The organism is Paraburkholderia sp. A1RI-2L (genome assembly GCF_048957375.1).
Taxonomy (GTDB): domain Bacteria; phylum Pseudomonadota; class Gammaproteobacteria; order Burkholderiales; family Burkholderiaceae; genus Paraburkholderia.
On record NZ_JARBTA010000001.1, the window covers coordinates 1247386 to 1274374 of the forward strand.

General features: G+C 66.5%; 26 protein-coding genes. 11 read left to right on the top strand and 15 right to left on the bottom strand.

Annotation, left to right across the window (positions count from 1 at the left end; genetic code table 11):
- Positions 1 to 191: 191 nt before the first annotated feature.
- The 3 genes from PWP93_RS05900 to PWP93_RS05910 all read right to left on the bottom strand — a co-directional run bounded on the left by PWP93_RS05900 (position 192) and on the right by PWP93_RS05910 (position 2894).
- On the bottom strand, positions 192 to 1172 hold the full coding sequence (locus PWP93_RS05900) for a sugar ABC transporter substrate-binding protein (RefSeq protein WP_421043798.1): 981 nt from the start codon (positions 1170 to 1172) through the stop codon (positions 192 to 194).
- Between the two features lie 169 nt (positions 1173 to 1341).
- The gene (gene corA / locus PWP93_RS05905; RefSeq protein WP_421023952.1) at positions 1342 to 2319 is read right to left on the bottom strand and encodes a magnesium/cobalt transporter CorA; all 978 of its coding nucleotides are present in this window, start codon (positions 2317 to 2319) and stop codon (positions 1342 to 1344) included.
- A gap of 128 nt (positions 2320 to 2447) precedes the next feature.
- Positions 2448 to 2894, bottom strand: a complete 447-nt coding sequence (locus tag PWP93_RS05910) for a hypothetical protein (RefSeq protein ID WP_421043799.1) — start codon at positions 2892 to 2894, stop codon at positions 2448 to 2450.
- Positions 2895 to 3211: 317 nt separating this feature from the next.
- On the opposite strand from PWP93_RS05910, the gene PWP93_RS05915 reads away from it, so the two are divergent.
- Positions 3212 to 3802, top strand: coding sequence for an AAA family ATPase (locus PWP93_RS05915; protein WP_421043800.1), 591 nt, complete (start codon positions 3212 to 3214; stop codon positions 3800 to 3802).
- Between the two features lie 66 nt (positions 3803 to 3868).
- Here the strand turns inward: PWP93_RS05915 and PWP93_RS05920 are convergent, their stop codons facing one another.
- Together PWP93_RS05920 and PWP93_RS05925 are read right to left on the bottom strand one after the other, a co-directional pair.
- Entirely contained in the window at positions 3869 to 4975 is a 1107-nt protein-coding gene (locus PWP93_RS05920) for a saccharopine dehydrogenase C-terminal domain-containing protein (protein WP_421043801.1), read from the bottom strand.
- A gap of 191 nt (positions 4976 to 5166) precedes the next feature.
- Positions 5167 to 5631 carry an Lrp/AsnC family transcriptional regulator gene (locus PWP93_RS05925; protein WP_421023948.1) on the bottom strand — a complete coding sequence of 155 codons (465 nt, stop codon included), beginning with the start codon at positions 5629 to 5631 and terminating at the stop codon, positions 5167 to 5169.
- 289 nt (positions 5632 to 5920) lie between these two features.
- On the opposite strand from PWP93_RS05925, the gene PWP93_RS05930 reads away from it, so the two are divergent.
- Together PWP93_RS05930 and PWP93_RS05935 are read left to right on the top strand one after the other, a co-directional pair.
- The gene (locus PWP93_RS05930; protein ID WP_421043802.1) at positions 5921 to 6457 is read left to right on the top strand and encodes a Spy/CpxP family protein refolding chaperone; all 537 of its coding nucleotides are present in this window, start codon (positions 5921 to 5923) and stop codon (positions 6455 to 6457) included.
- A gap of 130 nt (positions 6458 to 6587) precedes the next feature.
- Positions 6588 to 7022, top strand: a complete 435-nt coding sequence (locus tag PWP93_RS05935; protein WP_421043803.1) for a PGDYG domain-containing protein — start codon at positions 6588 to 6590, stop codon at positions 7020 to 7022.
- A gap of 63 nt (positions 7023 to 7085) precedes the next feature.
- On the opposite strand, the gene PWP93_RS05940 is transcribed toward PWP93_RS05935, so the two are convergent.
- From PWP93_RS05940 to PWP93_RS05975, 8 genes are all read right to left on the bottom strand, one after another.
- Positions 7086 to 7451 (bottom strand): DUF3022 domain-containing protein, encoded by a 366-nt coding sequence (locus tag PWP93_RS05940; protein ID WP_421045017.1) that lies wholly within the window; start codon positions 7449 to 7451, stop codon positions 7086 to 7088.
- Positions 7452 to 7521: 70 nt separating this feature from the next.
- A complete protein-coding gene (locus PWP93_RS05945) occupies positions 7522 to 8352 on the bottom strand; it encodes a YhfC family intramembrane metalloprotease (protein WP_421043804.1) in 831 nt (276 codons plus the stop codon).
- 121 nt (positions 8353 to 8473) lie between these two features.
- Entirely contained in the window at positions 8474 to 9574 is a 1101-nt protein-coding gene (locus PWP93_RS05950) for a substrate-binding domain-containing protein (protein WP_421043805.1), read from the bottom strand.
- Positions 9571 to 10536 (bottom strand): 2-hydroxyacid dehydrogenase, encoded by a 966-nt coding sequence (locus tag PWP93_RS05955; protein ID WP_421043806.1) that lies wholly within the window; start codon positions 10534 to 10536, stop codon positions 9571 to 9573. Before PWP93_RS05955 ends, PWP93_RS05950 begins: the two co-directional genes overlap by 4 nt.
- 61 nt (positions 10537 to 10597) lie before the next feature.
- Positions 10598 to 11884 (bottom strand): MFS transporter, encoded by a 1287-nt coding sequence (locus PWP93_RS05960; protein ID WP_421043807.1) that lies wholly within the window; start codon positions 11882 to 11884, stop codon positions 10598 to 10600.
- 119 nt (positions 11885 to 12003) lie between these two features.
- Positions 12004 to 12981, bottom strand: coding sequence for a sugar kinase (locus tag PWP93_RS05965; protein ID WP_421043808.1), 978 nt, complete (start codon positions 12979 to 12981; stop codon positions 12004 to 12006).
- A 76-nt stretch (positions 12982 to 13057) separates the two neighbouring features.
- Positions 13058 to 13855 (bottom strand): sugar phosphate isomerase/epimerase, encoded by a 798-nt coding sequence (locus PWP93_RS05970; RefSeq protein ID WP_421043809.1) that lies wholly within the window; start codon positions 13853 to 13855, stop codon positions 13058 to 13060.
- A 176-nt stretch (positions 13856 to 14031) separates the two neighbouring features.
- Positions 14032 to 14997 (bottom strand): LysR family transcriptional regulator, encoded by a 966-nt coding sequence (locus PWP93_RS05975; RefSeq protein ID WP_421043810.1) that lies wholly within the window; start codon positions 14995 to 14997, stop codon positions 14032 to 14034.
- A gap of 117 nt (positions 14998 to 15114) precedes the next feature.
- Between PWP93_RS05975 and PWP93_RS05980 the strand changes: the two genes are divergently transcribed.
- The gene (locus PWP93_RS05980; protein WP_421043811.1) at positions 15115 to 16191 is read left to right on the top strand and encodes a YeiH family protein; all 1077 of its coding nucleotides are present in this window, start codon (positions 15115 to 15117) and stop codon (positions 16189 to 16191) included.
- On the opposite strand, the gene PWP93_RS05985 is transcribed toward PWP93_RS05980, so the two are convergent.
- The gene (locus tag PWP93_RS05985; protein ID WP_421043812.1) at positions 16192 to 16470 is read right to left on the bottom strand and encodes a hypothetical protein; all 279 of its coding nucleotides are present in this window, start codon (positions 16468 to 16470) and stop codon (positions 16192 to 16194) included.
- Positions 16471 to 16526: 56 nt separating this feature from the next.
- Between PWP93_RS05985 and PWP93_RS05990 the strand changes: the two genes are divergently transcribed.
- The 4 genes from PWP93_RS05990 to PWP93_RS06005 all read left to right on the top strand — a co-directional run bounded on the left by PWP93_RS05990 (position 16527) and on the right by PWP93_RS06005 (position 20018).
- The gene (locus PWP93_RS05990) at positions 16527 to 17261 is read left to right on the top strand and encodes a glutathione S-transferase (protein WP_421043813.1); all 735 of its coding nucleotides are present in this window, start codon (positions 16527 to 16529) and stop codon (positions 17259 to 17261) included.
- A gap of 39 nt (positions 17262 to 17300) precedes the next feature.
- Entirely contained in the window at positions 17301 to 19046 is a 1746-nt protein-coding gene (locus PWP93_RS05995) for a ClcB-like voltage-gated chloride channel protein (protein ID WP_421043814.1), read from the top strand.
- 270 nt (positions 19047 to 19316) lie between these two features.
- Complete coding sequence (locus tag PWP93_RS06000; protein ID WP_421023934.1) at positions 19317 to 19583, top strand: hypothetical protein; 267 nt, start codon at positions 19317 to 19319, stop codon at positions 19581 to 19583.
- A 204-nt stretch (positions 19584 to 19787) separates the two neighbouring features.
- A complete protein-coding gene (locus PWP93_RS06005; protein WP_421023933.1) occupies positions 19788 to 20018 on the top strand; it encodes a DUF2795 domain-containing protein in 231 nt (76 codons plus the stop codon).
- 19 nt (positions 20019 to 20037) lie between these two features.
- On the opposite strand, the gene PWP93_RS06010 is transcribed toward PWP93_RS06005, so the two are convergent.
- Complete coding sequence (locus PWP93_RS06010) at positions 20038 to 20670, bottom strand: TetR/AcrR family transcriptional regulator (RefSeq protein ID WP_421043815.1); 633 nt, start codon at positions 20668 to 20670, stop codon at positions 20038 to 20040.
- A 422-nt stretch (positions 20671 to 21092) separates the two neighbouring features.
- Here PWP93_RS06010 and PWP93_RS06015 point away from each other — a divergent pair, with 422 nt between their 5' ends.
- The 3 genes from PWP93_RS06015 to PWP93_RS06025 are packed head-to-tail and all read left to right on the top strand — an operon-like array spanning position 21093 to position 26985.
- Positions 21093 to 22244 carry an efflux RND transporter periplasmic adaptor subunit gene (locus PWP93_RS06015; RefSeq protein ID WP_421045018.1) on the top strand — a complete coding sequence of 384 codons (1152 nt, stop codon included), beginning with the start codon at positions 21093 to 21095 and terminating at the stop codon, positions 22242 to 22244.
- A complete protein-coding gene (locus PWP93_RS06020; protein WP_421043816.1) occupies positions 22241 to 25396 on the top strand; it encodes an efflux RND transporter permease subunit in 3156 nt (1051 codons plus the stop codon). The genes PWP93_RS06015 and PWP93_RS06020 overlap by 4 nt, the downstream gene beginning before the upstream one ends.
- Entirely contained in the window at positions 25393 to 26985 is a 1593-nt protein-coding gene (locus PWP93_RS06025) for an efflux transporter outer membrane subunit (RefSeq protein ID WP_421043817.1), read from the top strand. Before PWP93_RS06020 ends, PWP93_RS06025 begins: the two co-directional genes overlap by 4 nt.
- The last annotated feature ends 4 nt before the right edge of the window (positions 26986 to 26989 follow it).

A 26989-nucleotide genomic window follows, 5' to 3' on the forward strand; every position in this document is an offset into this window, starting at 1 on the left:
CCGCCACGGCGGCCCGCTTTTGCTTGCTGCTTGCGCGGCCATCACGATACGAATAACGGCTGCGCGGCGGCTTTCTTGAGCGTTTATTACACGCGCGGATGCATGAGCGGACGAGCCATGCGAACGAGGCGCGCGCCGCATGCCATCAGCGCGCCTCGCCCGCTTACATTTACATTTCACTGGTTCTGCGGCTATTTCGCGGAGTCCTTGGTGACGAGCACGACGGGGGTTTCGACTACGCCCGAGAGTTCGGACTGCTTCTTGTGCTCCTTGAGCGCCTTGAGCGCGGTGTCGATGCCGAACACGGCCTGCTTCGCGGCGTACTGGTCGGCGGTGGCCAGCACGCGGCCGTCCTTGAGCATCGGCTTGATGGCGTCGATGTTGTCGTAGCCCACCACGTAGACCTTGCCCTGCTTGCCGGCCGCGCGCACGGCGGACACGGCGCCGATCGCCATGTTGTCGTTGCCGCAAAGCAGCGCCTTCATGCCGGGATATTCGTTGAGCATGGCCGAGGCAACCGCGTTGCCCTTGTCGATTTCCCATTCGCCCGACTGCACCGAGACGATCTTCGCGCCCACGGCCTGCATCGCGTCCTTGAAGCCCGCGGTGCGCTGCTGCGCGTTGGTGGTGGTCGAGACGCCTTCCACGATGCCCACCTGATCGCCCGCCTTGAGCTTCTTCGCGAGGTAGTCGCCGACCTGGCGCGCGCCCTTGCGGTTGTCCGGGCCTACGAACGGCACGTTCAGGTCCTTGGACTTGAGCACGTCCGGATCGAGCCGGTTGTCGATGTTCACGACGATGATGCCCGCGTCCACGGCTTTCTTCACCACCGGCACGAGCGCCTTGGAGTCGGCGGGCGCAAGCACGATGGCGTCCACCTTGGAGACGATCATCTGCTCGACGATCTGGATCTGCGCGGCCGTGTCGGTTTCGTTCTTGATGCCGTTGGTCACGAGGTCGAAGGTGGACGCGTTGTGCTTCTGGTAGTCCTTCGCGCCGGTTTCCATGGTCAGGAAGAACTCGTTGGCGAGCGACTTCATGACCAGCGCGACTTTCGGCTTCTGCCCGGCCGCCGTCTGGGCGTGGGCGGCAAGCGGCATGGCGGCCGCGAACGTGACGGTGGCAAGTGCGGCTGCGGCGCCAAGAACGCGCCGGCGAATGCGGGAGTTCATCGTTTGTGTCTCCGGTTGTCTGGCCCGGCCGGGCCGTATTTCTGGTTATGCGCAATCGTTTTTCAGGCGGCCCATTCCCGGCGCGCGCGATCGGCGATTCAATCACGCGCACCATGCAGCACGACGCTGCGGCGCAGCAACCGGCAGGGCATCGGCGTCAAAATCGGCCTCAGAGCCAGCCGCCACGGCGGAACAGGATGTACAGCACGATATCGATAATCGCCATCACGGCGAGGCAAACCTGGTAACCATACTTGAAATGCAATTCGGGGATATTGGAGAAGTTCATTCCGTAGATCCCCGCGATCATGGTCGGCACCGCAAAGAGCGCGGCGAACGAGCCGAGCCGCTTGGTCACTTCGTTCTCGGCGAGCGAGATCATGCCGAGATTCACCTGGATCGCCGTGACGATCATTTCGCGGCGCGCATCGACCAGGTTGGACACGCGCACGAGATGGTCGTAAACATCGCGATAGTACGCCTGCATGCCCGCGCAGATCTGCGGAATGCGCCCGCCCGCGAGCTTGCCCACGGCGTCCACGAGCGGCGTGACGTGGTGCTGCACGATCACGAGGCGCCGCTTGAGCGAATAGAGATCCTCGATGATGGCGCGCGACTGCGCGAGCGAGTGCTTTTCGAAGATGCGGTCCTCGAGATCCTCGATTTCGCCCGAGAGCTTCTCCAGCACGGGCGCATAGCGGTCAACCACGCTGTCCATCAGCGCGTAGAGCACGAAACCCGCGCCCTCCTTGAGCAGTTCCGGCTCGCGCTCGCAGCGCGCGCGCACGTCCCGGAAACCCTGCTGCGCGCGATGGCGCACCGAAAGCACGAAATTCGGGCCGGCGAACACGTTCACCTGGCCGGTGACGATTTCATCCTCCTCGTCGATCTCGATCGTATGGAACACCGCGAAAATCGTATTGCCGTATTCCTCGATCTTCGGCCGCTGGTTGCCGTTCATCACGTCTTCGATGGCGAGCGCGTGCAGACCGAACTCTTCCTTCATCGCGGCCATCTCGCCCGCTTCGGGGTCCTTGAGCGCAACCCAGACGAAACACCCGGGTTTCTGGAGATAGTCGCTGATTGCCTCGATGCCGATATCGGCCAGTTTCTTGCCGCCCTGGTACGCGGCGCAATTGATAAGCATGGGTCGTGAGCGTCCCGGTGGCGCGGGTGGCGAAAACGGGCGCGCCGCCTGTCCTGAAGTTGATCGATTCGCCAAGTTTAAGCGTTGAGCGGGATGGGCGGCGAAACACGCGCCATCCGCCCGCGCCATCACTGCGCAACCCGGTGGATGCCGATGCGATGATCCTTGTCGAAGGTTACGCTGGCACGGTTCGTGTAGCGCGGATCGACGATGAAGCGCAACTCCACGACCGGATCGAACTGCGTGGTCACGCCGACGCGATGAACGCCGGGCTTCAGGTAGAAGGTGACGTGCTCGCCGTCCATGAGGTCGGTGACCTGCTCGCCGTCGATATACACGGGGGCGTCGCGGAACTTGACGATGACGTTGCGGGTGCGCTCGCGCCGCACGTCCACGGCCACGAGCCCCTCGCCCGGCTGCGTATACCCCGGCTTGACGATGCGCTCCGCCGGCACCGGCTTGAAGGGCACCGGCGCAGCCGGCTCCTCGGCGCAGCCGCCCAGCGATAGCGGCAATGCGACTGCCAATGCCACGAGCGCCGCCGCTAGCGCGGCGCGCTGCGAACCAAGGCTCATTCCGAACACGCGCAATGGCATGGGCGCTATCCCCTCGTCGGTTTTCCGGTGCTGGCGCAGCGCGCGGGGCGCGGGGCATATCGATCCTCGACGCAACAGCGTCCGGGTGCGCCCATCATATACGCACGCACCGCCCGGCCCACGCGCGACGCCGCACATTGCGCGCCGCGAGCCGCCGTGGGCGATGCAGTGCCGGGTGACCGCTGGTATAAGCTTCGCAATCGGGCGCTGTCCCGCCCAATCAGGTCATCACATCACACGAGGAGAATGCAGGCGATGGCATACGCACAGGCCACCCAAGCCCGGAGCCACGGTTCGTGACGCGGCTGATTTTCTTCTGCGGCCACGCCGGCACCGGCAAGACCTCGCTCGCAAAGCACCTGATCGGCCCGCTGGCCCGCGCGACGGGCGAACCGTTCTGTCTGCTCGACAAGGACACGCTCTACGGACGCACCGGCGCCGCGATGCTCGCCGCTCTCGGCCAGGACCCGCACGACCGCGACAGCCCGCTCTTTCTCCAGCATCTGCGAGATCCCGAATATCAGGGCATGCTCGACACCGCGCGCGAAAATCTCGCGCTGGGCGTGAGCGTGATTGCGGTCGGGCCGCTTTCGGGGGAAGTGCGCGAGCGGCGCCTGCTCGATCGCGCGTGGCTGGGGGTGGCGGCGGACGTGGGGCTCGCCGCCGTCTGGGTGCGCACCGACGAAGCCACGGCGCGCCAGCGCATCGTGGCCCGCAACCATCCCGACGACGCCTACAAGCTCGCGCACTGGAACAGCTATCGCAAGCGGCGCTTCGAGCCGGCGGGCGCGCAGCTCGACGACCTCATCGTGTTCGACACGACCGCGCCCGGGCCCGCCGACTACGACGCATTGCTGCAGCGCATCGTGACGGCGTCCGCAGCCTGATCGAGGTTCGATCGCAGCCGCGGCGCCCTGCTTCTACTGCTACTGCCGGCTTGTGCTTCGCGTGCGTCAGTCGACGTGCGCCGGCGCCAGCGCTTCGAGCGTCGCGCCTTCGTACACCTTGCCGAAGCGGTTCGAGAGGAACTGCTCGAGCGACACCTGCTCCTGACGCACGAAGCCCTTTTGCGGCAGCTTCTTCTCGCGGAACAGGTCGAGCACGGCGCACATCGCGCCGGCCGTGGTGATTTCGATGGCGCTCATCGGCACGCCGCACACCGTCTTCGCGAAGATCTTGCGCGTGAAGACTTCCTGCACGAGCTGGCCGTTACGCATGCCGGTCACGGTAATGAAGATCAGCACGACGTCCTGCTCGGTGGACGGAATCGCGCGGCGCATGATCGACTTGAGCGTGTCGCGGTCGCCCGAGAGGCGCAGGTCTTCGAGCAGGAACTGCATGAGCGCGCGGTGGCCCGGATAGCGCACCGACTTGTAGTCGAGCGATTCGACGCGTCCGCCCAGCGTCTCGCATAGCGTGCCGAGGCCGCCCGACGTGTTGAATGCCTCGTACTCCACGCCGTCGAGCGAGAAGTGCTCGTGGCCTTCGAGCGGCTGCACCATCTGCGTGCGACCCTCGTGGATCGCCTCGCACGGCTGGCAGTACTCGTTGATGAGGCCGTCCACGCTCCAGGTGAGGTTGTACTTGAGCGCGTTGGTGGGGAACTGCGGCAGCGCGCCCACGCGCATTTTCACTTCGCGGATCTCGGTGAAGCGGCTCGCGAGCGCGTGCGCCGCGAGGCCGATGAAGCCAGGCGCCAGGCCGCATTGCGGCATGAACGCGTGATCGGCGCCTTCGGCCAGCGCGCGGATCGCGTGCGTTGCGCGCACGTCCTCGGTGAGGTCGAAGTAGTGAACGCCCGCGCTCTTGGCCGCCGACGCGACATTCACCGCAAGGTAATACGGCAGCGCGTTGATGAGCACGTCGAAGCCTTCGAGCGCCCCGCGCAGCGCGGCGGCGTCGCCGGAGTCGACGCGCAGGGTGGGAATGCCCTGCGCGGTTAGCTTTTCGAGCGCCTTGGCATCGCGGTCGAGCGCCGTAACTTCGTAGTCCCCGGTTGCGCGCAGCATGTGTGCAATGGTGTGGCCAATCAGGCCGGCGCCTGCAATCGCGACTTTCATTCGTTATCTCCTTGGGTTTTCTGTGGTTCGGGTCATGCTGTACCCGGTACACACAGTCTAAGGAGGGGCGAAATCAGATCCTAGACACAAAATGATGCGCTTCGACGGATGGTTTGGTCGTTTTGACGATGAATTTCGTCAAAACGACGAAACTCCCTAAAAACAGCCTTAACGAGAGTGGCGCGCTGCTCTCAACCCATCACCGTGCCGCGGTCGATCTTGCGCGCGAGCACGATCGACGTGGTCGTGCGCTCGACGCCCTGCATGCCGCCGATCTGGTCGAGCAAATCGTTCAGGCGATCGGGGGAATCCGCGCGCAGCCAGGCCACGTAGTCGTACTCGCCGCTCACCGCGCAGAGCAGTTGCACTTCCGGCATTTTGGAAAGCCGCCGTTGCACCTCGGGGCCATTGCGCGGCGCGATGATGAGCCCGACCCACGCCTGCAGGCTCGCGTCGAGTACGTCCTGCCCCAGCCGCACGCCGTACCCGGCGATGACCTGGGAGCGTTCGAGCCGCGCGATGCGCGCGAGCACCGTGGTGCGCGCCACGCCTAGCTGGCGCGCGAGATTCGCCACGCTCTCGCGGGCGTTCTCCTGCAGCAGCGCAACGAGGTTGCGGTCGAGGTCGTCGAGTTGGTCGAGGCGCGGCGGTCTCATCGTGATGCGGGCTCCTGAGTTGGTGAATGAGGTGGCGAATGGTCGAATGCACGGCTTCGATGCCGGATCATTATCGCGCGCGGCCAGCCGTGCACAAACCTGCGCAGGCGCCCGGCATTCCCCGTATTGCGGCGTATTTCGGCGCGTTTCTCCTGCGTTTCGTTTGTAAGCAGTTGTCGCATAGCAGCCGTGCTCAAACGATAACGTGGTACTAATACCGCCTGTAGGCGATGGATCTCTCGTCGCCCCGCTACGTAACCTCCACGAATTGAAGTTCCAGGGAGCAAAAATGAAGAAAGTTTTCGTGATCCTTGCTGCCACGCTCTCCATGAGCGGCGCGTTCGCACAGACCGCCGCTTCGTCCGCCGCGCCCGCGACTGCCGCAGCGGCGTCGAACGCCGACGCACGCGCCGCACAGCATCAGCAACGCGTGGAGGAGCGCGTTGCCTACCTGCACTCCGCGCTGAAGATCACGGGCGCTCAGGAGTCGCAATGGAAGACGTTCGCCGACGTCATGCGCAGCAACAGCCAGACCATGGCGGGCCTCTACAAGCAGCGCATGGAAGGCGAAGCGCAGCGTAACGCGCTCGACGACATGAAGCAGTACGCGCAAATCACCCAGGCGCACGCGGAGGACATGCAAAAGCTCGTCACGGCGTTCGAGCCGCTTTACAACAGCCTCTCGCCGGAGCAGAAGAAGCTGGCCGACGTCACCTTCCGCCACGGCCAGGAAACGGGCCATGCGAAGTACAAGGGCAAGCCGCACGCGAAGAAGGCGCCAGCCACCGAGGCGGCAAGCGGCACAGAAGCAACGCCGGCACAGTAAGCAGGCGCATCAGTTAGCCCCGCATTCGGGTAATATCACGGCGCAGCGCGCGAACCGTTCGAGCAATCGGCCGGTCCGCGCGCTGCGCCGTTTTCGTTTTCGTAACAGGTAACAAACCCGCAGCCGCACCATGATCGAACTGACCCAACTCGACCTCGCCGCCGATCCCGCCGCGCAACGCGTGGTCAAGGAAGAAACCGTCACCGTGGAATTCGCCGCCGCATCCGGCGAATTGATGAGCCTTGAAGGCCCGAACCGTTACGCACCGGGAGACGCGATCATCACGGGAGCGACGGGCGAGCGCTGGGTCGTTTCGCGCGAACGCTTCGACCCGAAGTACCGGCCGGCCGACGCCGCGCTCGCACATGGCGCGCCCGGCGCCTATCGCAATCTGCCGACTGTCGTGCTGGCCAAACGCATGGATGAACCGTTCACGATCGTGCGCTCGGCAGGCGGCGACCGCCTCGCTGGCGCGGCTGGCGACTGGGTCATGCAATATGCGCCCGGCGACTACGGCGTGGTGAAAGCCGAGCGCTACGCGAAGGTGTACCGGCTAGCCGATTGAGACGATCGAGACGATTGAGTGTCGCTCCCGCGTTCGCGCACCGCTCATGCGGTGCCGGGTGCTTCAGGCAAATTCTTCGTCGAGATCGAGCGTGACGTCGCGAGGCGTCTCCTCGCCCTTCGCGTGCTGGTCCTCCAGCGAGCCGATCGTGGCTTCCACATACGCGCGCAAGACGGCGAAGCTGCGGCCGCGCAAGCGTGGCGGCAGCGCCCGATAGCGCGCGAGCGCGGCCGGCGCGATGGCCACCGTGAGCGTCATGCGGCGCGCGGCGGAGCCCATGCGCATCGCCACCCAATGCACGACGAGCAGCGGCGCGCCGGTTTCGGCGGGCTGCTCGCTAAAGCGCGTTTGCTCGGGGAACAGATCGGCGATCACGCGCGCAAGCTCCTCGAAATCGGGGCTTGCGCATTCAAACAGATAGTCTTCCATTGCTGGCAAAGAGAAATTGATCGAGCGTTGCGTACGCAACGAAATAGCGTTAAACGACAGGCGCGTCGAGTCAGGCCGGGCGCGGCGCACGCCGGTTTCGCACGCATGTTCTGAAGAGGACGACGGCCACCGCGATCGCCACGACCGCATAGAGCGCATCCACCGCAACGAGCGGCAGGAGGCGTGCCTGGAACATCGCAGCGGGCACATCGATCAACGCGTGCAGCGCGATCGCGATCGGCAGGATTGACTTGCGCCCCGCGCGCACGCCGCGCCACATCAGCACCGAAAGTCCGATCTGGAACACGAACGCGGCCACGCGCTCGAGCGCGAACACGCCGGCCACCAGCGGCGAAAGCGTGCCGAGAATCAGATGCACGCGCAGCACGGCATCCATCGAGAGATTGCTCAGATGTTCCTCGAGCTCGCCCCGGTTGGCGAGCACCGCGAAGACAATCCACTGCAACTGCACGAGCACGCCGACGAACCACGCTTCCGCGCCGCCATGGCCAATGCCATAAGCGAGCCCCGTGCTGTCGACCGATGGCGTGGCCAACACGCGGGGCGAGCCCGGTTGTCCCGCCGCGCGCCGTGCGATCAGGCGCATCGCGATGTAGCGCCCTGCTTCTTCGCACACGCCCGCTGTGAGCGCGCCATAGAGCACGAATGCGAGCGGATTGGCGAGCAGCTGCGCCGTAACGGGATTTCCATGCAGCACGTAGCCGTTGAGCACGCGCTCGATCACCGTCGCGAACAGGGCGAAGACCGCGATGCCGGCGATGGTGTCGCGCCAGTCGAATGCGAACGGGCCACGCAGCCGGCGGTACAGCGAGATGGGCAGAACGGCGACGAATAGCGTCGCTAGCGACAGACAGACCAGCGTGACGGGATCGACGTGCATGGGGCTCCTTGTGACGTCCGGCGCGCGAGGCGCGCGCCGCAGCCCGAATCATCGCAGATATCGGCGCGCTCGCGGAACCCCGGGGGCGCAGGCCCTGGCCGGCGCGCCTGGCCGGGGGCGCCTAGCCCGGCGTCGAGGCCCGCACGATCAGCTCGCCCGGGAACGCAGCCGCGCGCGTGGCCAGCGCCACGCCCTCGATGCGATCGTGCAGGAATTCGACGGCCCGGTAGCCGATCGCGCGCGTGGGCTGGCGGATCGTGGTGATGCCGGCCAGCTCGGCCCATTCGGGATCGTCGATGGCGATCAGCGCCGCATGCTGTTGCCATTGGGCGCCGAAACGCGCCTTCAGATGCAGCGCGAGCCGCAAGGCGACCGGCGCATTGGCCGCGAACAACGCACAGCGCGCGCCACGCCGCACGGCGTCGGCGATATGCGCGTCGAGCGCAGCGAGCGCGGCGTCGACGCTTGCCTCCTCGCGCAGGTCGAGTACGTGCGTGGTCGCGCGCACCTCGCGTGCGCCTTGCTTGCCGTGCGCGCATGCCTGAAACGCCGCTTCGCGCTCGCGCCGCGAGCTTACGTGCTCGAAGGGCTGCACGACGAACACGAGGTCGTCGTAGCCGTGCGCGAGCAGATGCTCGACGCCCAGACGCGCGGCGGCCGCATTGTCGAGCCCGACCATGTCGGCGTCGAGACCGTCCACGGTGCGGTCGACCAGCACGGCGGGAATGCCACCGCTCGCCATCGGCTTGAGCATCGGTTCGGGCAGGCCTAGCGCGTTGACGATCACGCCTTCCACGCGATACGTCGTGAGCAGTTGCAGATAGCGCCGCTCCATCTCGACTTCGTTCGCCGCGTGGCAGATCAGCGGCATGTAGCCGAGCGCGTGGCACGCGGCCTCCACGCCTTGCAGCACTTCGACGGAGTACGGGTTCGCCAGGTCCGCGAGCAACAGGCCGAGCAGCCGGTTGCGCCCGCGCTTGAGCCCGCGCGCCATCTGGTTGGGCCGATAGTCGAGCCGCGCGATGGCGGCTTCGATGCGCGCGCGCAGGTCCGGCGAAAGCGCCGCAAGCTCGCCGTTCAGATAGCGCGAGATACTGGTCTTGCCGGTGCCGGCCTCACGGGCGACATCGCTGATGGTCGCGCGGCGCGGCAGCGCGGCCTCGCCTGCGCTGCTGTCTGTGGTGCGGCCTGTGCTGTTGTCTGCGCTGCTGCCGCTGCTCATCGCGCGAGCACCTCGCGATTGACGATGTTGCGATCGAGCGTGCCGGCGAGCGCCGCGACGAGGTTCTCGGCGGCGCAGCGCGCCATCGCGTGGCGCGTCTCGTGCGTGGCGGAGCCGATGTGCGGCAGCGCCACCACATTGGGCATGCGCAGCAGCGGCGAGGCCGGATCGATCGGCTCCTGCTCGAACACGTCGAGGCCCGCGCCGTGGATCGTGCCCGCTTCGAGCGCTGCAATCAGCGCCTTCTCGTCGACGGTCGCGCCGCGCGAGGCGTTGATCAAGATCGCGCTCTTCTTCATCTTTTGCAGTTGCTTCGCGCCGATCATGTGACGCGTAGCGTCGGTGAGCGGCACCTGCAGGCAGACGAAATCGGCCGTGGCGAGCAGTTCGTCGAACTCGACGCGGCGCGCGCCGTAGTCGCGCTCGGCGGCTTCATTTGCGCTGCGATTCGTATAGAGCACCTTCATGTTGAAGCCGAGCGCCGCGCGCCGCGCGAGCGCGCCGCCAATGCGCCCGAGCCCGACGATGCCGATGGTCTTGCCCTGCACGTCCACGCCGAATTGCGCGGGGCCGATGCTCGCCTTCCAGTGGCCCGCCTTGACCCAGTCGGCCAGTTCGACCACGCGGCGCGCGCTCGCGAGGATCAGCGAAAACACCGTGTCGGCCGTCGATTCGGTCAGCACGTCGGGGGTGTGTGCGAGCACGATGCCACGCTTCGTGAGATCGGGCACGTCGAACTGGTCGTAGCCGACCGAGATGGTCGAAAGCGCCTTGATGCGCGAGCCTTCGAGCAGTGCGGGCGCAATCTTGACGCTTGCGCCGATCGCGCCGTCGGCGTCCTTGAGCGCGGCCGCGAACGCCTGCGGATCTTTCGCGTCGACGAACATCACCTCGAAATGCTCGCGCAGATACCCGGTCACATCCTCTGGCAAAGTTTTGTAGGCAACGATTTTTTGCTTCATGAGTGGGCTATTGCTGTCTGCGATGTTCTGTGAAATTTTCTCGAGCGTGATGTTCCGCCCATTACTTGCCGTGCGCCGGCGCGGCGTAGGCAGGGGTCCCGTCGCGACGCGGCTTCACCGCGCGCAGCGTGAGGATCACCGAGACCACGAGCGCCGCGCTCATGAACGCATAAGATGCCGTGGGCGAACCGGTCGCGCCGTTCAGGTAACCGACTACGTAGGAGCCCACGAACGAACCGAGCGCGCCCATGCTGTTGATGAGCGCCATCGCGCCGCCCGCGACGTTCTTCGGCAGCAGCTCGGGCACGATCGCGAAGAACGGGCCGTACGGCGCGTACATTGCGGCGCCCGCCACGACCAGCAGCGCGTAAGAGGCCCAGAAGTGCGTCGTGCCGAGCACGTACGAAGCCGCGAACGCGAGCGCGCCGACCAGCAGGAACGGCCAGACGAACGCGCGCCGGTTGTCGAGCTTGTCCGAGGCCCACGAAGCGGCCAGCATCGCAATGGTAGCAGCCAGATACGGCAGCGCCGAGAGCCAGCCGGTTTCGACCATGCCGAGCGCCGAGCCGTTCTTCACGATCGAGGGCAGCCACAGCACGAAGCCGTACACGCCGATGCTCCAGCAGAAGTACTGCGCCGAGAGCAGCATCACGGCAGGCGAGCGGAACGCTTCGGCGTAGTTCTTGACCGGCTTGATGCCGGCCTGCTCGGCGCGCAGGGCCGCGTCGATCGCACGCTTGTCCTCGTTCGAAAGCCAGCTCACCTGGTCCGGCTTGTCGCGCACGAGCAGCCACCAGCACACGGCCCACAACACGGCGGGCACGCCCTCGGCGACGAACATGTGACGCCAGCCGTACGCATGCACGAGATAGCCCGAGACGATCGACATCCACAGCACCGTGACCGGATTACCGAGAATCAGGAAGGTGTTGGCGCGCGAGCGCTCGCGCTTCGTGAACCAGTTGCTGATGTAAATCAGCATCGCTGGCATCACTGCGGCTTCGACGATGCCGAGCACGAAGCGGATCGCCATCAACGAAGGAATGTTCGTGACGACGCCGGTGAGCGCCGCGCATCCGCCCCAAAGAATGAGACTCACGAACACGAGCTTGCGCACGCTGCGGCGTTCGGCATAGACCGCGCCCGGCAACTGGAAAAAGAAGTAGCCGAGGAAGAACAGCGCGCCGATCAGCGACGAAAGCCCGGGGCTGATGCCCAGATCGTGATTGATGCCGGCTGCCGAAGCGAAGCCGTAGTTGGCGCGGTCGAGGTAGGCCAGGCTGTACGTGATGAACACGATCGGCATGATTGCCCACCAGCGGCGCGGGGCGAGCGAAGTTGAGGTCATCTGTGTCTCCAGTCTCAAGGTGCCTTATGCGGGTCGCAGGCAAGGCTGTTGGTATCGGGTATCTGTGTCGGGCGCCGGCGTGGACCGGCGCCTTGTTGCTCGATTGTTCGATTGCTTGTTTATGCGATTGCAGGCGCCGGGGCGGCGTCCCGGGCTTCGATTGCATCGAGCTGCGCGCGCGTGGGCAGCCCTTCCGAGTCGCCGCTCACCTGCACGGCGAGCGCGCCGATGCGGTTGCCTCGCGTCACGGCCTCGCGCAGCGTGCGGCCTTCGAGCAGCGCGCTCACCACGCCCACCGCGAAGCCGTCGCCTGCGCCAACCGTGTCGACCACGTTCGCCACCGGCTGCGCCCTCACCGGGCCGCGCTCGCCTTCACGCGTCTCGTAGTACGCGCCCTCGGCGCCGAGCTTGACGATCACGCCGCGCGCGCCGCGCTCGAGATAGAAGCGCGCGATCGTCGCGGGATCGTCGGAGCCCGTGAGAATGCGCCCCTCGTTCAGGCCGGGCAGCACCCAGTCGGCGTAGCTCGCGAGTGCGTTGAGCGTCGTGACCATCTCGGCTTCGGAGCCCCACAGCGTCGGGCGCAGATTCGGATCGAAGCTGATCGTGCGCCCCGCCTCGCGCATCGCGCGGGCGAGCGTGAACGCGAGTTCGCGCGAGCTAGCCGAGATCGCGGGCGCCACGCCGCTCAAATGCAGATGGCGCGCGCCGAGCACATAGTCCCGCTTGAAATCGTCGATCGACAGGTGGCTCGCCGCCGAGCCGCGACGGAAGTATTCGACGGTGGGATCGCTGCCGTCGTTGTTCTTCGACTTGAGCTGGAAGCCCGTGGGATAGCGCGCATCGGTTTGCACGCCCTGCGCGTCGATGCCTTCTTGCGCGAGCACGCCGCGCACGAACCGGCCGAACGAATCGTCGCCCACGCGGCTCATCCAGCCCACCTTGAAGCCCAGGCGCGCAAGGCCCGTCGCCACGTTGAGCTCCGCGCCCGCCGCGCGCTTCGTGAAGTGCGCGACGTCGCTGAGCGGGCCGGTCTCGGCGGCCACGAACATCGCCATGGCCTCGCCGTAGGTGATGACATCGAGTGCGTGCGTCATGGAGTGCAGTCCTCAAAAAAACAGATTCTCGGGTGGCCGGGCTGTCAGAGAGTCGGAGCGCCCGGCAGGTGACACGTCAGGCGTTGCCGAGCCACGCCACGTAGCGCGCAGCGTCCTCGTTCAAGCGCGCGGCGTCGAACGGAAACTCGATGCCGCGCGGCACGTCTGCCGGCAGACACGCGAGCGCTGCGCGGCACAGCGCGTCGTCGGTGGCCGGCGCGCAGGCGAACCGGCGCGCACCCGCGCCTTCCACGGCCTTGCAATGGATGTACTCGACGTGCGGCGCGAGCGCGGCGGCAGCCGTCAGCGGTGCTTCGCCAGCCCATTGCCAGTTGCCGATATCGAAGGTCATGCCGATCAGCTTGTCGTGCCCGGCGCCGCGCAACGCATCAAAGAGGCCGACGAACTGGGCAAGCCTGCCGCCCTGCTCGAGCTGGCCGTTTTCGACGACAACGCGCGGCGCCGGAGTGGCCTCACCTGCCTGCAAGGTCGCGAGGCCAAGCGCTTCGAGCACCCCCGCAAGTCGTGCGACCTGCGCATCGCCCGCGAAACCGCCGAGCTGCAGCTTGACGATGCGCGCGCCCAGCGCGCGACCGCAGGCAACGGCGGCGCGCAGCGCGGCCTCGTCGAGCGTGCCGTTCTCGCAATACAGCGTGTCGGGCGTCGACCACACGGGCCACAGTCCCTCGCGCTCCAACGCCATGCCGAGCGCGCGCAGCGCCTGCGGCTGGGCGTCGGCGTCGTCCATCAGTTCGCGCCGCACCTCGAATGCCCTTGCGCCCGCCTGCCGGGTTGCGCCGCACCACGCCGCATGTCCGTCGCGCCGGATCGATCCGGCGCCGAATGCGCTCGCCACTATCGCTACTTCCGCCATCGTTTTCTTCCCATTGCTTGTCCGGTTGCCCTGCCGCCGGGTCTCTCTCCCTGAGGCCTTTGGAACCGGTTCCAAAACAGTACCGAAAAAAAGCGCCTGGGCGCCTGATTGCTACTGATCGATGGGCGGATAGTGCGCTGCCGTAGCGCACCGCGCCATTATGGAAATCCCCTAAATCACGGCGGAAACCTGGCGCCGCCTGCCTCCGCGAGCGGCGCGTCGAGCAGGCATAGCTCGAGAAAGCGCTGGGTAACGCGAGAGGCCGCGCCCGCGTGCGGCACGATGATCGAAAAGCGCCGCGCCAGCGGCTCGGGCTGGATGCGGATCTGCTGGAGCGCGCCGTCCTCATGCCGCATCGACATGGCCGAGACGAAACCGATGCCCATGCCGGCCCGCACCGCTTCCTTGACGCCCTCCACACCGGCGATTTCCAGCGCGACGCGCATCGGCACGGCGGCGCGCGCGAACGCGCGCTCCACTACCTGACGCACGCCCGAGCCGTCCTCGCGCAACACGAGCGGCAGGTCCGCGAAGGCGCCCAGCTCACAGCGCAGCGGCGCCGTACCCGCGCTTTCGCGCGCCGGCTCCTCGCCCGCCGTCTGGGCGTGCGCGGCAAGCGCGTGGCCGCGCGGCGCGATCGCGACGATTTCATCCTCGAGCCATGGGTGCACGGCGCAATCGGCGGGCAACTGCTCGCCCACCGGCCCTTCGATCAGCGCGATATCGAGCTCGCCAAGCATCGCGACGATGTCGGTCGTGTTGCCGCTCGCCGTATCGAGCTTCACTTCCGGGTAGCGCCGATGAAACGCCGCCACCAGATACGGCAGCCGATAGCTCGCGGGCGTCGTGCTCGCGCCGATGCGCAGCGTGCCGCGCTCGAGTCCGCGCAGTGCGTCGCGAAACGCCAGCGCGTCGCGCCAGGTGTCGCGCAGGCGAGCCGCATAGGCCGCGAGCTGCTCACCGGTGGGCGTGAGGCGCACGCCGCGCCCATCGCGCAAATAGAGCGGCTCGCCGAACTCCTCCTGCAGCAGCCGCAATTGCCCCGACACCGCGGGCTGCGACAAATGCAGCGCGAGCGCAGCACGGCTGATGTTCAGGTGCTCGGCAACGGCGGCGAAAGTTATCAGTTGTTCCGGGGTCATTGCAGTTAACTATCTGTTTGACTTATATTTTACGTCGCAAATGACGATTTTTCATATCCTTATATCTAATTTAGGATTGGCGCATTCGTTAGTCAGTCACATTTGCTGCCAAACACCATGTCCACACCCTCGACTTCCCTTGCCTCTGCGTCGTCCGCCGCGCGCGGCCAACTCTATGGCCAACTCAACGGCGTGCTGTTCGTTGCGCTGTTCGCCGCCGCCGTCACGCGCATCGCGGCGCTGCCCGCCATCGCGGGTCTTGGCCTGAGCCCGCTGATCGTCGGCATCGTCGGCGGGGCGCTCTATGGCAACGCGCTGCGCCACGGCATGCCCGAAAGCTGGGCCGCCGGCGTCAACTTCTCGGCGCGCAAGCTGCTGCGCATCGCGGTGGCGTTCTTCGGGCTGCGCGTGAGCCTTCAGGAAATCGCCCAGGTGGGCCTGCCGGGCCTCGTGGAATCGGCGGTGATCGTCTTGAGCACGCTCGCGATCGGCACCTGGGCCGGCATGAAGCTCATGAAGCTCGACCGCGACACGGCTATCCTCACCGCGGCCGGCAGCGCGATCTGCGGCGCAGCCGCGGTGCTCGCCTTCGAATCCACGCTGCAGTCGAAGCCGCACAAGAGCGCCATGGCCGTGGGCAGCGTCGTGCTGTTCGGCACGCTTTCGATGTTCCTCTACCCTCTGCTCTATCGCGCCGGCTGGCTGCATCTCGATACCATGGGCGCCGGGCTCTTCTTCGGCGGCACGATCCATGAGGTCGCGCAGGTCGTGGGCGCGGCGAGCAACGTGAGCCCCGAGGCCACGCATATCGCCACCATCGTGAAGATGACCCGCGTGATGCTGCTCGTGCCGGTGCTGCTTGCGCTCGGCGTCTGGCTGAACCGTTCGGCGCGCGGCGCGGCGGTTGGCAAGCAAAGCGGGCGCAAGCTCGCGGTGCCATGGTTCGCGCTCGGTTTTCTCGCACTCGTGGTGGTGAACTCGCTCCACGTGCTGCCGGATTCGGCAACCCAGACGCTCAACCTGCTCGACACCTTCGCGCTCACCATGGCCATGACGGCGCTTGGCATCGAGACGCGCTTCTCGCAGATCCGCCAGGCCGGCCCGCGCGCCCTGACCACCGGCTTGATCATCTATGTCTGGCTGGTCGGCGGCGGCCTCGCGATTACCTGGGCTGTGGAGCGGCTATTCGGATGATCATCGGCGATGGGCCTTTCCACCGTTTGAGAGACTGCGCACCGGCTTGCCGGGGCGCTTGCCCCGCCCCTGGCGGGGCTTTTTGCGTTTTTCGCGCCGGGAAATTGCATGGCGCCCGTACGCAACGAAGTGCACAAAGAACCACGCAAAAAGCCACACCAAGAAGCGAACAACGAAGCGAACGAAGAAGCGCACGACGAAGTGCGCGAAGCGCAGCACAACGGGAAGTCGCAGCCCGCGCGCCGCAACGTGCCATTGCGCGCGATACTGTCGTCCCATGCCGCTCGCCGTTCGGGCGGCCGTCGAGGCAATCCTTGTCCGGATGGAGACGACCGATGGCATACGAACTGTATTACTGGGACGGCCTGCAAGGCCGGGGCGAATTCGTGCGACTCGCGCTCGAGGAAGCGCGCGCGCCCTACGTCGATGTGGTACGCGGCGCGAAAGAGGACGGCCAGGGTATGGGTGCGATGATGGCCCACCTCGACAGCGACGGTCCGTATCCGCCCTTTGCGCCACCGTTTCTCAAGGACGGCGATCTGATCGTGCCACACGTTGCGAATATCCTGTTCTATCTCGGCCCGAAGCTGAAGCTCGCGCCGCGCGACGAGGCGCTGCGCCTGGTCGCGAACGGTTTGCAGCTTACGATCGCCGATCTCTTGACCGAGGTGCACGACACGCATCATCCCATCGCGAGCGGCCTGTATTACGAAGACCAGAAGGACGAGGCGAAGGCGCGCGCGAAAGACTTCATCGCGCATCGCATGCCGAAATTCCTGGGCTACTTCGAGCGCGTGCTCGCGCAAAACCCGGACGGGCCGCAGCATATGGTCGGCAAGGCGCTCAGCTATGTGGACCTGTCGATGTTCCAGATCGTCGCCGGACTGCGCTATGCGTTTCCGAAAGCCACGAAGCATCTGGCCGACCACTATCGGCACGTGAGCGCGCTGCACGACGCCGTGGCCGCGCGCCCCAACATCGCGGCCTATCTCGCCTCGCAACGGCGGCTGCCGTTCAACGAGACCGGTATTTTCCGTCACTATCCTGAACTCGACCGCGCCGCGCGCTGAATGCGCGGCATCCACTAACCAGAAAAATACCGAACCGCCGTGCTGTCATTCCTGCTGAAACTGCGCACCCGCGCTCGCGATCTCTTTCGCCTCTCCGACGCCCACACGATGCTGATCTGGTCGGTCATCGTCGGTATAGCGGGTGCGTTCGCAACCGTGCTCTTTCGCGAAGGCATCGCACATCTGCAGATCCTCTTCACGGGCAGCGAAGGCAGCTTCGTGGCGATGGCGCGCCGCCTGCCCTGGCACACGCGCATCTGGCTGCCGGCCGCCGGCGGTTTCGTGGCGGGTTGCTGCCTGCTGATCGCGAGGCGCAGCAGCGCGCCCGGCGGCGGCAAGCCGATGCACACCGACTACATAGAGGCCGTGGCGATCGGCGACGGCGTGATGCCGGTCGGCAAGAGCATCTGGCGCAGCGTCTCGTCGCTTTTCACCATTGCGAGCGGCGGCTCGATCGGCCGCGAAGGCTCGATGGTGCAACTCGCCGCGCTCGCGGCCTCGCTGATCGGCCGCTGGGTCCACTTCGATCCGCAGCGTCTGCGCCTGCTCGTGGCGTGCGGCGCGGCCGCCGGTATCACCTCGGCCTATAACGCGCCGATCGCGGGCGCTTTTTTCGTCACCGAGATCGTGCTTGGTGCAATCGTGATGGAAAGTTTCGGGCCGATCGTCGTCGCCTCGGTGGTGGCAAACATCACGATGCGCGAGTTCGCCGGCTACAAGCCGCCGTATGAGATGCCCGTGTTTCCGCCCGTCACGGGCGTCGAGGTGCTGCTGTTCGTCGCTCTCGGCTTGCTGTGCGGGGCGCTCGCGCCGCGCTTCCTGTCGCTGCTCGACCTGACGAAGGTCGGCTTCGGCCGGCTGAAGCTGCCGCTGCCCGCGAAGCTCGCGCTGGGCGGCCTTGTGTGCGGCGTGCTGTCGATCTGGACGCCCGAGGTCTGGGGCAACGGCTATAGCGTCGTGAACTCGCTCCTGCATTCGCCGTGGACATGGACCGCGCTCGCTACGGTGCTCGTGTTCAAGCTCGTCGCGACCGCCGCGACCGTGGGCTCGGGCGCGGTGGGCGGCGTGTTCACACCGACTCTCTTTATGGGCGCCGTGATCGGCTGCCTGTTCGGTCAGGGGATGCAGGCGGTCTGGCCGCATGGCATCTCGGCGCCCTACGCATACGCGATGGTCGGCATGGGCGCATTCCTCGCGGGCGCGACCCAGGCGCCGCTCATGGCGATCCTGATGATCTTCGAAATGACGCTCAGCTATCAGGTGGTGTTGCCGCTGATGCTTTCGTGCGTGGTCGCGTACTTCGTCGCGCGCGCGACGGGCAAGAAGTCGATGTACGAGATCACGCTGCACCGCAATCGCGAAGAAGCCGAGCGCCTGCGCCTGCGCGCCACGCAGATGCGCGAGCTGATCCGCCCCGCCGACACTGTGGTGCGCGCCGACGCCACCGTGCAGGACATGACGCGCGTATTCCTCGAATACCCGGTGAAGTATCTCTACGTAACCGACGACGATAGCCGCTTCCTCGGCGCGGTCGCGCTCGCCGACATCACCGACGACCTCCTGCAAAAGCACGACACCTCGAACAAGCGGGCGCGCGACTACCTGCGGGCCTCGTTCGACGTGCTCACGCCCGACATGCCGCTCGCAGTGGCATTGCAGCACTTCATGTCCTTCCAGGGCGAGCGTCTGCCCGTGATCGAAAGCGCGCAGCATCCTGCGCTGGCCGGGGTGGTCTACAAGACCTCGCTGCTCGACGCGTACCAGCGCATGACGCCTGAACGCTGACGGCCCCGCAAAAAAGCACGCACGTTCGAGACGCGCTGGCACATTTGCTGCCATTATGGGACCGTCGCTTGCGCGTGCGCCCTGGCGGGCATCATTTCCCGCCCGCCGTCTCCGCCTCATTGCACGCGCTGCGGCGCGCCCCGCTCTTCCCGGGTCAGCCGCGAGGCCATGCCCCCGAACCGTGGCCGCCCTGCCGCCCCGGTCAGCCGGATCGTCGCGGCACGGTACTTGCTGCGACCCTTGGGCCGCATGAGGAAAGGAGGTCGAGCGATGAAAACCTCGACACTGATGACCACCGTGCTGTTGTCTGCCTCGTGTTTTGCCGCACCTGTGCACACCCAGGACGCCCAGGTCGACCGGGCAAGCGCCCCGGTCCAGGCCCCCTTCGTGCGCTCGCCGATGAACGACGCCCCCGTGGCGCCGCCCGCGCCCGATATCCCGGTCGCTATCGGCATTCAGCACTGGAAATACCTGACCCTGCCGAAATCCCACCGCCTGGATCAGTCGGTGATCCCGGTCTTGCATCAGCAAACCTGAACACCAGCGCCCGCGCGGGCGGCGGTTCACCGTGACGTGTGAGCGTGACCATGCTGTTGGCCAGGGTGGCCGGCGGCCGGCTGCGCCGGCGCCTCGCACCGTGCACATCCAGTAGCGGCGCCCGGCAAGGATTCGGTATGCTTGATCCGCTACGCCACCCGTCTTTCCCGCCTCGACCCACCTGCCCCACAAAGGATCCGCCAGATGTCCGCCACACCCATCCCCGAAGAGCCGATCGATCTCCAGTTCACCGACGTGCTGCGCGAAGTGCGCTGGCCCTCCAACAAGGACGAACTCGTGGAAGCCGCCCGCGCCGCCGGCGCGAGCAACGAGGTGCTGGCAATCCTCGATGGCCTGCCCGAACAGGATTATCGCGACGTGGCTTCGGTCACGCGCCTGATCGGCAGCAACTACGGTCCTGGCCTCGGCATCTGAGGCTCGGTGCGCGCACGGCTCAGGCGTCGCGCCCGAACACCACGCGCGCAAAGAAGCGGCCAAGCACCTCCGTGACAACCGGCGGCGTGACGTGCTGCGGATCGGCGGCGGCAAGAAATTGCACGCCGTCGCACAAGCCGATCAGCCCGATCACGAGCAACTCGGGCGCAAGCGTGACCGGCGTGCCCGCGCGCGCCGAAAATTCCTCGATATAGGCGGCCAGCTGATCGCGCTTGTCCTTCATGAAGGCGTTAAAGCGCGTACGAAAGCGTGCATCGCGCGCCGCGAGCAACTTGGCCTCGACCCACAGCAAGAACGCCTTGTTGTCCTGCGGCAGGCGGCTGTAGTACTGGATCACGCGCGCTTCCATGTCGTCGCGCGACATGTTTCCGGCAAAAATCGCGCGCAGGTCAGCCTGCATCGCCTCGTGATCGCGCCGCAGCAATTCCACCAGCAGCTCCGACTTGCTGCGGAAGTTCGAATAGAACGCGCCGCGCGTATAGCCTGCCGTCTGAGCGATGTCCTCCACGCTCGCACCCACGAAACCCTTGCGCATGAACATGGCCTGGGCGGCATCGAGCAGGCGTGCGCGCGTCTGATCGCGGCTTTGCTCGCGGGTGAGTCGAGTGCGCTTGGCGGGTTGGCGCGTCATGGCGTGGAGAAATCGGACAGAAATTGAGACGGCGCGATAGTAGCGCGAGTCTAGCACTGAACGATTCCTGTGATTCAGATGAGTATTCAGATACACCGTTGTATTAGAATTCATTGGATTATCTGAGGCCGGCCGCCCGGCGAGGCACGAGACATCGAAGCGCACCACGCGCGACTGGACTCAGCAATGGCGCATATCCCGCCAACTCCGAGGTCATCCGGCCCGGTCAACCCGGCCCTCTCAGCCAGCACGGCGCACTGGGCCTGCGTCAGGGACTGTTCACGCTGATAACAGGCCCTGGTATCGAGGTCCAAGTGAATCATTGCGGTCGCGGCGCATCGAGCGGGATGCGCAATCAATCCGGTGGGTACGTCGAATCGATCCAGTTCCTCCGGCACGCGCTACAGGCGCTGCGGCATGGCCTGGCGCGCCTCGTTAGCCCGCTTGCCCGGGTTACCCTGCTAACCTCCTTAGTTGGGCTCTGCGCGCTCGCGAGCCTCGCGGCTTGCGGGAAAAAGCCGGAAACAGCGCCCTCGCCACGCGCGGTTGTCTCGATGATCGTCCATCGCGACGGCATCACCCCCTCGGCCACCTGGCCCGGCACCGTGCAGGCTCGCTACGCCACGCCGCTTTCGTTCCGCGTGAACGGCAAGATCGTCGAACGCAGCGCCCGTCTTGGCGACACCGTGAAGCCCGGCCAGGTGCTCGCGCGCCTCGACCCCGCCGACTACGAGAAGAATGCGGCAAGCGCGCAGGCACAATACGACGCCGCACAGCACCGCTTTGAATTCGCGAAGCAGCAACTCGATCGCGACACGGCCCAGGCTCAAGCCAACCTCATCGCACGCGCGCAGTTCGAACAAACGCAGGATGCCTACGCTTCGGCCACAGCCCAACGCGATCAGGCGAAGCAACAGCTCGCGCTCGCTCAGGACCAGCGCCGCTACACCCTGCTCACGGCCGATCACGCGGGCGTCATCACTGCCGAAAACGCCGATACCGGCCAGAACGTGCAGGCGGGCCAGCCGGTCTACCAACTCGCGTGGGCGGGCAATGTGGACGTGGTGAGCGATCTTCCCGAGAACGCCATCGCCGCCCTGCACACCGGCGACGCCGCCCAAGTCACGCTGCCCGCATTGCCGGGCCGAAACTACACGGCCAAAGTGCGCGAGCTGGCCGCCGCCGCCGACCCGCAAAGCCGCACCTGGCGCGTGAAGCTGACGCTCGATCAACCGGACGCCGAAGTGCGGCTCGGCATGACCGCGAATGTCGCGCTCGCGGTCAACGCCAGCAATGCCGCCACCGCCGCGCAGCCTGACGGCGGCGCCTTCACGATACCGGCCACCGCGCTCTTTCACGACGGCAACGCGCCCGCGCTGTGGATCGTGCACGGCGCGGACAATGTGCTGCAATTGCGCCGCGTGAGCGTCTCGCGCTACGACGCGCGCACGATCACGGTCACGCAGGGCCTGAAGGACGGCGAGCGCATCGTGCTGCAAGGCGTGCACACGGTCACCGCCGGCGAAAAGGTGCGCCCGGTCGCGCCGCTGCACCCCGAGGATTTCGCGTCATGAGCCAGCGCAGTGACCAGCTCGGTGACCAGGCCCCGGGCTTCGATCACGACGAGGGGCGCTTCAATCTTTCGGCATGGGCGCTACGCCATCAGGCGCTGGTCATCTTCGTGATCGCGCTCGCCACGATCTTCGGCGCGCTCTCCTACTCGCGGCTCTCGCAATCGGAGGACCCGCCGTTCACGTTCCGCGTGATGGTGATCCAGACCGTCTGGCCCGGCGCCACCGCGCGCCAGGTCGAGGACGAAGTCACCGGCCGCATCGGTCGCAAGCTCCAGGAAACGCCCAATATCGACTACCTGCGCAGCTATTCGCGCCCCGGCGAATCGCTCGTGTTCTTCGTGATGAAGGACTCCGCGCCCGTGAGCGAGGTGCGCGAGACCTGGTACCAGGTGCGCAAGAAAGTGGGCGACATCGCGGCCATGCTGCCGCCGGGCGTGCAAGGCCCGTTCTTCAACGACGAGTTCGGCGACGTCTACACCAACATTTACGCGCTCGAAGGCGATGGCTTCTCACCCGCGCAACTGCACGACTATGCCGACAATCTGCGCGAGACGCTCTTGCGCGTGACGGATGTCGGCAAGGTCGACTATTTCGGCGATCCGAACCAGCGCATCTTCGTGGAGATTCCGAACGCGCAGCTCACGCGCCTCGGCCTTTCGCCCACGCAGATCGGCCAGGCGATCGGCGCGCAGAACGCCATCGCGGCGGCCGGCACGATCAACACCGCCGACGACCGCGTATTCGTGCGCCCGAGCGGGCAGTTCACTGACCTCAAGGCGCTCGCGGACACGCTCATCAGCGTGAATGGCCGCAGCTTCCGTCTCGGCGACATCGCCACGATCCGGCGCGGCTACGACGAGCCGCCCGCCACGCAGATGCGTTTCCAGGGCAAGGCGGTGCTTGGCATCGGCGTCACGATGCAGCCGGGCGGCGACGTGATCCAGCTCGGCCACGCGTTGGACAAGCGCATCGAGGCACTGCGCCGCGAACTGCCCGCGGGCCTGAAGCTCGTGGAAGTGTCGAGCATGCCCGACGCGGTCTCGCGTTCGGTCGACGACTTCATCGAGGCGGTGGCCGAGGCCGTGGGCATCGTGCTCGTGGTGAGCCTCGTGTCGCTCGGCGTGCGCACCGGCATGGTGGTCGTGATCACGATTCCGATCGTGCTCGCCGTCACCTCGCTCGTGATGTATCTGTTCGGCATCGGCCTGCACAAGGTTTCGCTCGGCACGCTCGTGCTCGCGCTGGGCCTGCTCGTGGACGACGCCATCATTTCCGTCGAAATGATGGCCGTGAAGCTCGCGCAGGGCTGGAACCGCATGCGCGCCGCCGCGTTCGCGTACACGAGCACGGCGTTCCCGATGCTCACCGGCACGCTCGTCACGGTCTCGGGCTTCCTGCCCATCGTGCTCGCGAAGTCGAGCACGGGCGAATACACGCGCTCGATCTTCCAGGTCTCGGCAATCGCACTGATCGCCTCGTGGTTCGCGGCGGTCGTGCTGATTCCGCTGCTCGGTTATCGGCTGCTGCCCGAGCGCAAACCCGGCGCCGGCGCGCAGGGCGACCATCACGAAGCGGACATCTACGACACGCGTTTCTACCACCGCCTGCGCCGCTGGGTCGGCTGGTGCATCGAGCGCCATCTCGTTGTGCTCGCACTGACTGGAGGGTTGTTCGTGCTCGCGCTCGCGGGCTTCGCGGTGATTCCGCAGCAGTTTTTCCCGAGCTCGGACCGCCCCGAGCTGCTCGTGGACGTGCGCCTGCCCGAAGGCGGCGCGTTCGACGCCACGCTGCGCGAGACGAGGCGCCTTGAAGCAGCGCTGCAGGGCCGGCCCGAGATCGACCACTCGATCGACTTCGTCGGCACCGGCGCGCCGCGCTTCTATCTGCCGCTCGATCAGCAATTGCAGAGCCCGAACTTTGCACAGTTCGTCATCACGACCAAGTCCGTGGAGGATCGCGAGAAGCTCGCGAACTGGCTCGAAACGAAGCTGCGCAACGACTTCCCGGCCGTGCGCACGCGTCTCTCGCGCCTCGAGAACGGGCCGCCCGTTGGCTATCCCGTGCAGTTCCGCGTGAGTGGCGACGACATCGCGACCGTGCGCAGCATCGCCGAGCGCGTGGCCGCGATCATGCGCGCCGACAAACGCGCCGACAACGTCCACTTCGACTGGGACGAGCCCGCCGAGCGCTCGCTGCACTTCGAGATCGACCAGCAAAAGGCGCGCGCGCTCAACATCTCCTCGCAGGACGTCGCGAACTTCCTGCAGATGACCTACTCCGGCTACACCGTCACGCAGTACCGCGAACGCGACAAGCTGATCGGCGTGGACCTGCGCTCGCCGCCGAAAGAACGCGTGGCTCCCGCACATATGCTCTCGCTCGCCATGCCCACGCCGAATGGCCCCGTGCCGCTCGGCGCGATCGGGCACCTCGAGAACACGCTCGAATACGGCGTAATCTGGTCGCGCGACCGGCAGCCCACGCTCACCGTGCAAGCCGACGTGCGCGCGGGCGCGCAAGGCATCGACGTCACCCATGCGCTGCAAAAGCAACTGGAGCCGATGCGCGCAACGCTGCCCTCCGGCTACCGCATCGAAGTCGGCGGCTCGGTCGAGGAAAGCGCGAAAGGCCAGGCGTCGATCTACGCGCAGTTGCCGGTCCTCGCGATTGCCGTGCTCACGCTGCTCATGATCCAGCTGCAAAGCCTCTCGCGCGTCATGATGGTCGTGCTCACCGCGCCGCTCGGGCTGATTGGCGTGGCGCTCGCGTTGATCATCTTCCGCGAGCCATTCGGCTTCGTCGCGATGCTGGGCGTGATTGCCATGTTCGGCATCATCATGCGCAACTCGGTGATTCTCGTGGACCAGATCGAGAGCGACATCCGCGCCGGGCACAAGCGCTTCGATGCCATCGTCGGCGCAACGGTGCGGCGCTTCCGTCCGATCATGCTGACCGCGGCGGCGGCCGTGCTCGCGCTGATTCCGCTCGTGCCCTCGAACTTCTTCGGTCCGATGGCGACCGCGCTGATGGGCGGCATCACGAGCGCGACCGTGCTCACGCTGTTCTTCCTGCCCGCGCTCTACGCCGCCGCGTTCCGCGTGCGCAGCAGCGAGACCGACACGCCACGTCCCCATGCGGAGAACGCATCATGAATCTGAACCGCATTCCGGGCCGCATTTCTGACGATGGCGTGGCGATCAACGCATGCCGGTCGTTCGCATCGAATCCCGCGAGCCTGCGCGCGTGCGCGGCAGCGCTGTGCGCGCTTTTCGCGAGCGCCTGCACCTGGGGTCCGGGCGGTGTGCCACCCGCGATGCCGGAGCCCGCGCACTATGGCGCGCAGGTGCAGCCCGCACAGACCGTCGCTGCTCAGGGCGTCGCCCAGCAATTCGTGACGGGCGCGCAACCGGTGCCGCAATGGTGGACGCTCTACGGCTCGCCCGAGCTCGACGCGCTCGTCGATGAGGGCCTCGCCAACAACCCGAATCTCGCCTCCGCCGATCACAGCCTGCAGGCCGCACGCGAGCAGTTGCGCGGCCAGGTGGGCAGCTCGATGCTGCCCACCGTCGATGCGCTCGGCATCGCACAGCGCAATCGCCTGCCGGGTGTTCCGCAGCTCGGCTTCGACAAGCTGCAATACGACATGTTCGCGGGCCTTGTCCGGGCGAGCTACTCGTTCGACATTTTCGGCGCGACGCGCCTGAACAACACGGCGCTCGCCGCGCGCGTGAACGTCCAGGCATTCCAGTACGAGGCCGCTCGCCGCTCGCTCGCGGCGAACATCGTCGCGAGCGCGCTGGGCTCGGCCACGCTGCACGCGCAGATCGACACGACCGAGCGGCTCGTCGCGCTCGCCAACGCGCAGGCCGACGACGTGCAAAAGCGCTACGCGCTAGGCGCTGCGTCGCACACCGATCTGCTCAACGCGCAGCAAAGCGCCGCTTCGCTCGCCGCCAATCTGCCGGGGCTACGCCAGCAACGCTCGGCGATGCGCCACGCGCTTGCCGTGCTGCTCGGGCGCACGCCCGACGCCGCACCGCCCGACCTCGACCTCGCGAGCCTGACTTTGCCCTCGCAGGTGCCCGTCGTCGTTCCATCGGAGCTGCTCAAGTCGCGGCCCGACATCCAGGCCGCAGGGGCGGCGCTAATCGCCGCATCCGCCGATGTGGGCGCCGCCACGGCGCAGATGTTTCCGAGCATCTCGCTTTCCGCCGGTCTCGGCCAAGGCGGCTTCAGCTGGCCCGTGGTGACCTCGGGCGCGGGTGCGCTCTGGATGATCGGCGCCTCGCTCACGCAGCCGCTGTTTCACGGCGGCGCACTCCTCGCACAGCGCCGCGCGGCCTTGCAGTCCTACGATGCGGCCAATGCGTCGTACAAGCAGACCGTGCTCGCGGCGTTCCAGGACGTCGCCACCCGGCTTGCCGCGCTCGAGCACGACGCTCAGGCGCTCGACGCAGCCAGCACGTCGGCGCAGACCGCACAGGGCGTCTTTGAAGAGACGAACGCACGCTACAAGCTGGGTGCGGTGCCCTACTACGCCGTGCGCCAGAGCGAACAGCAATGGCGCAATGCGCGGCTCGATGAAATCCGCTATCGCGGCACGCGTCTCTCCGATACGGCCGCGCTGTTCCAGGCCATGGGGCAGCCGCCAACGAGCGCCGATGCCTCGGCTTCGAACGCGCAATCTCGTGCCGCGGACGGCAACGGCCACCCTGCCGCGACGACCTCAACGCAGGACTAGAACG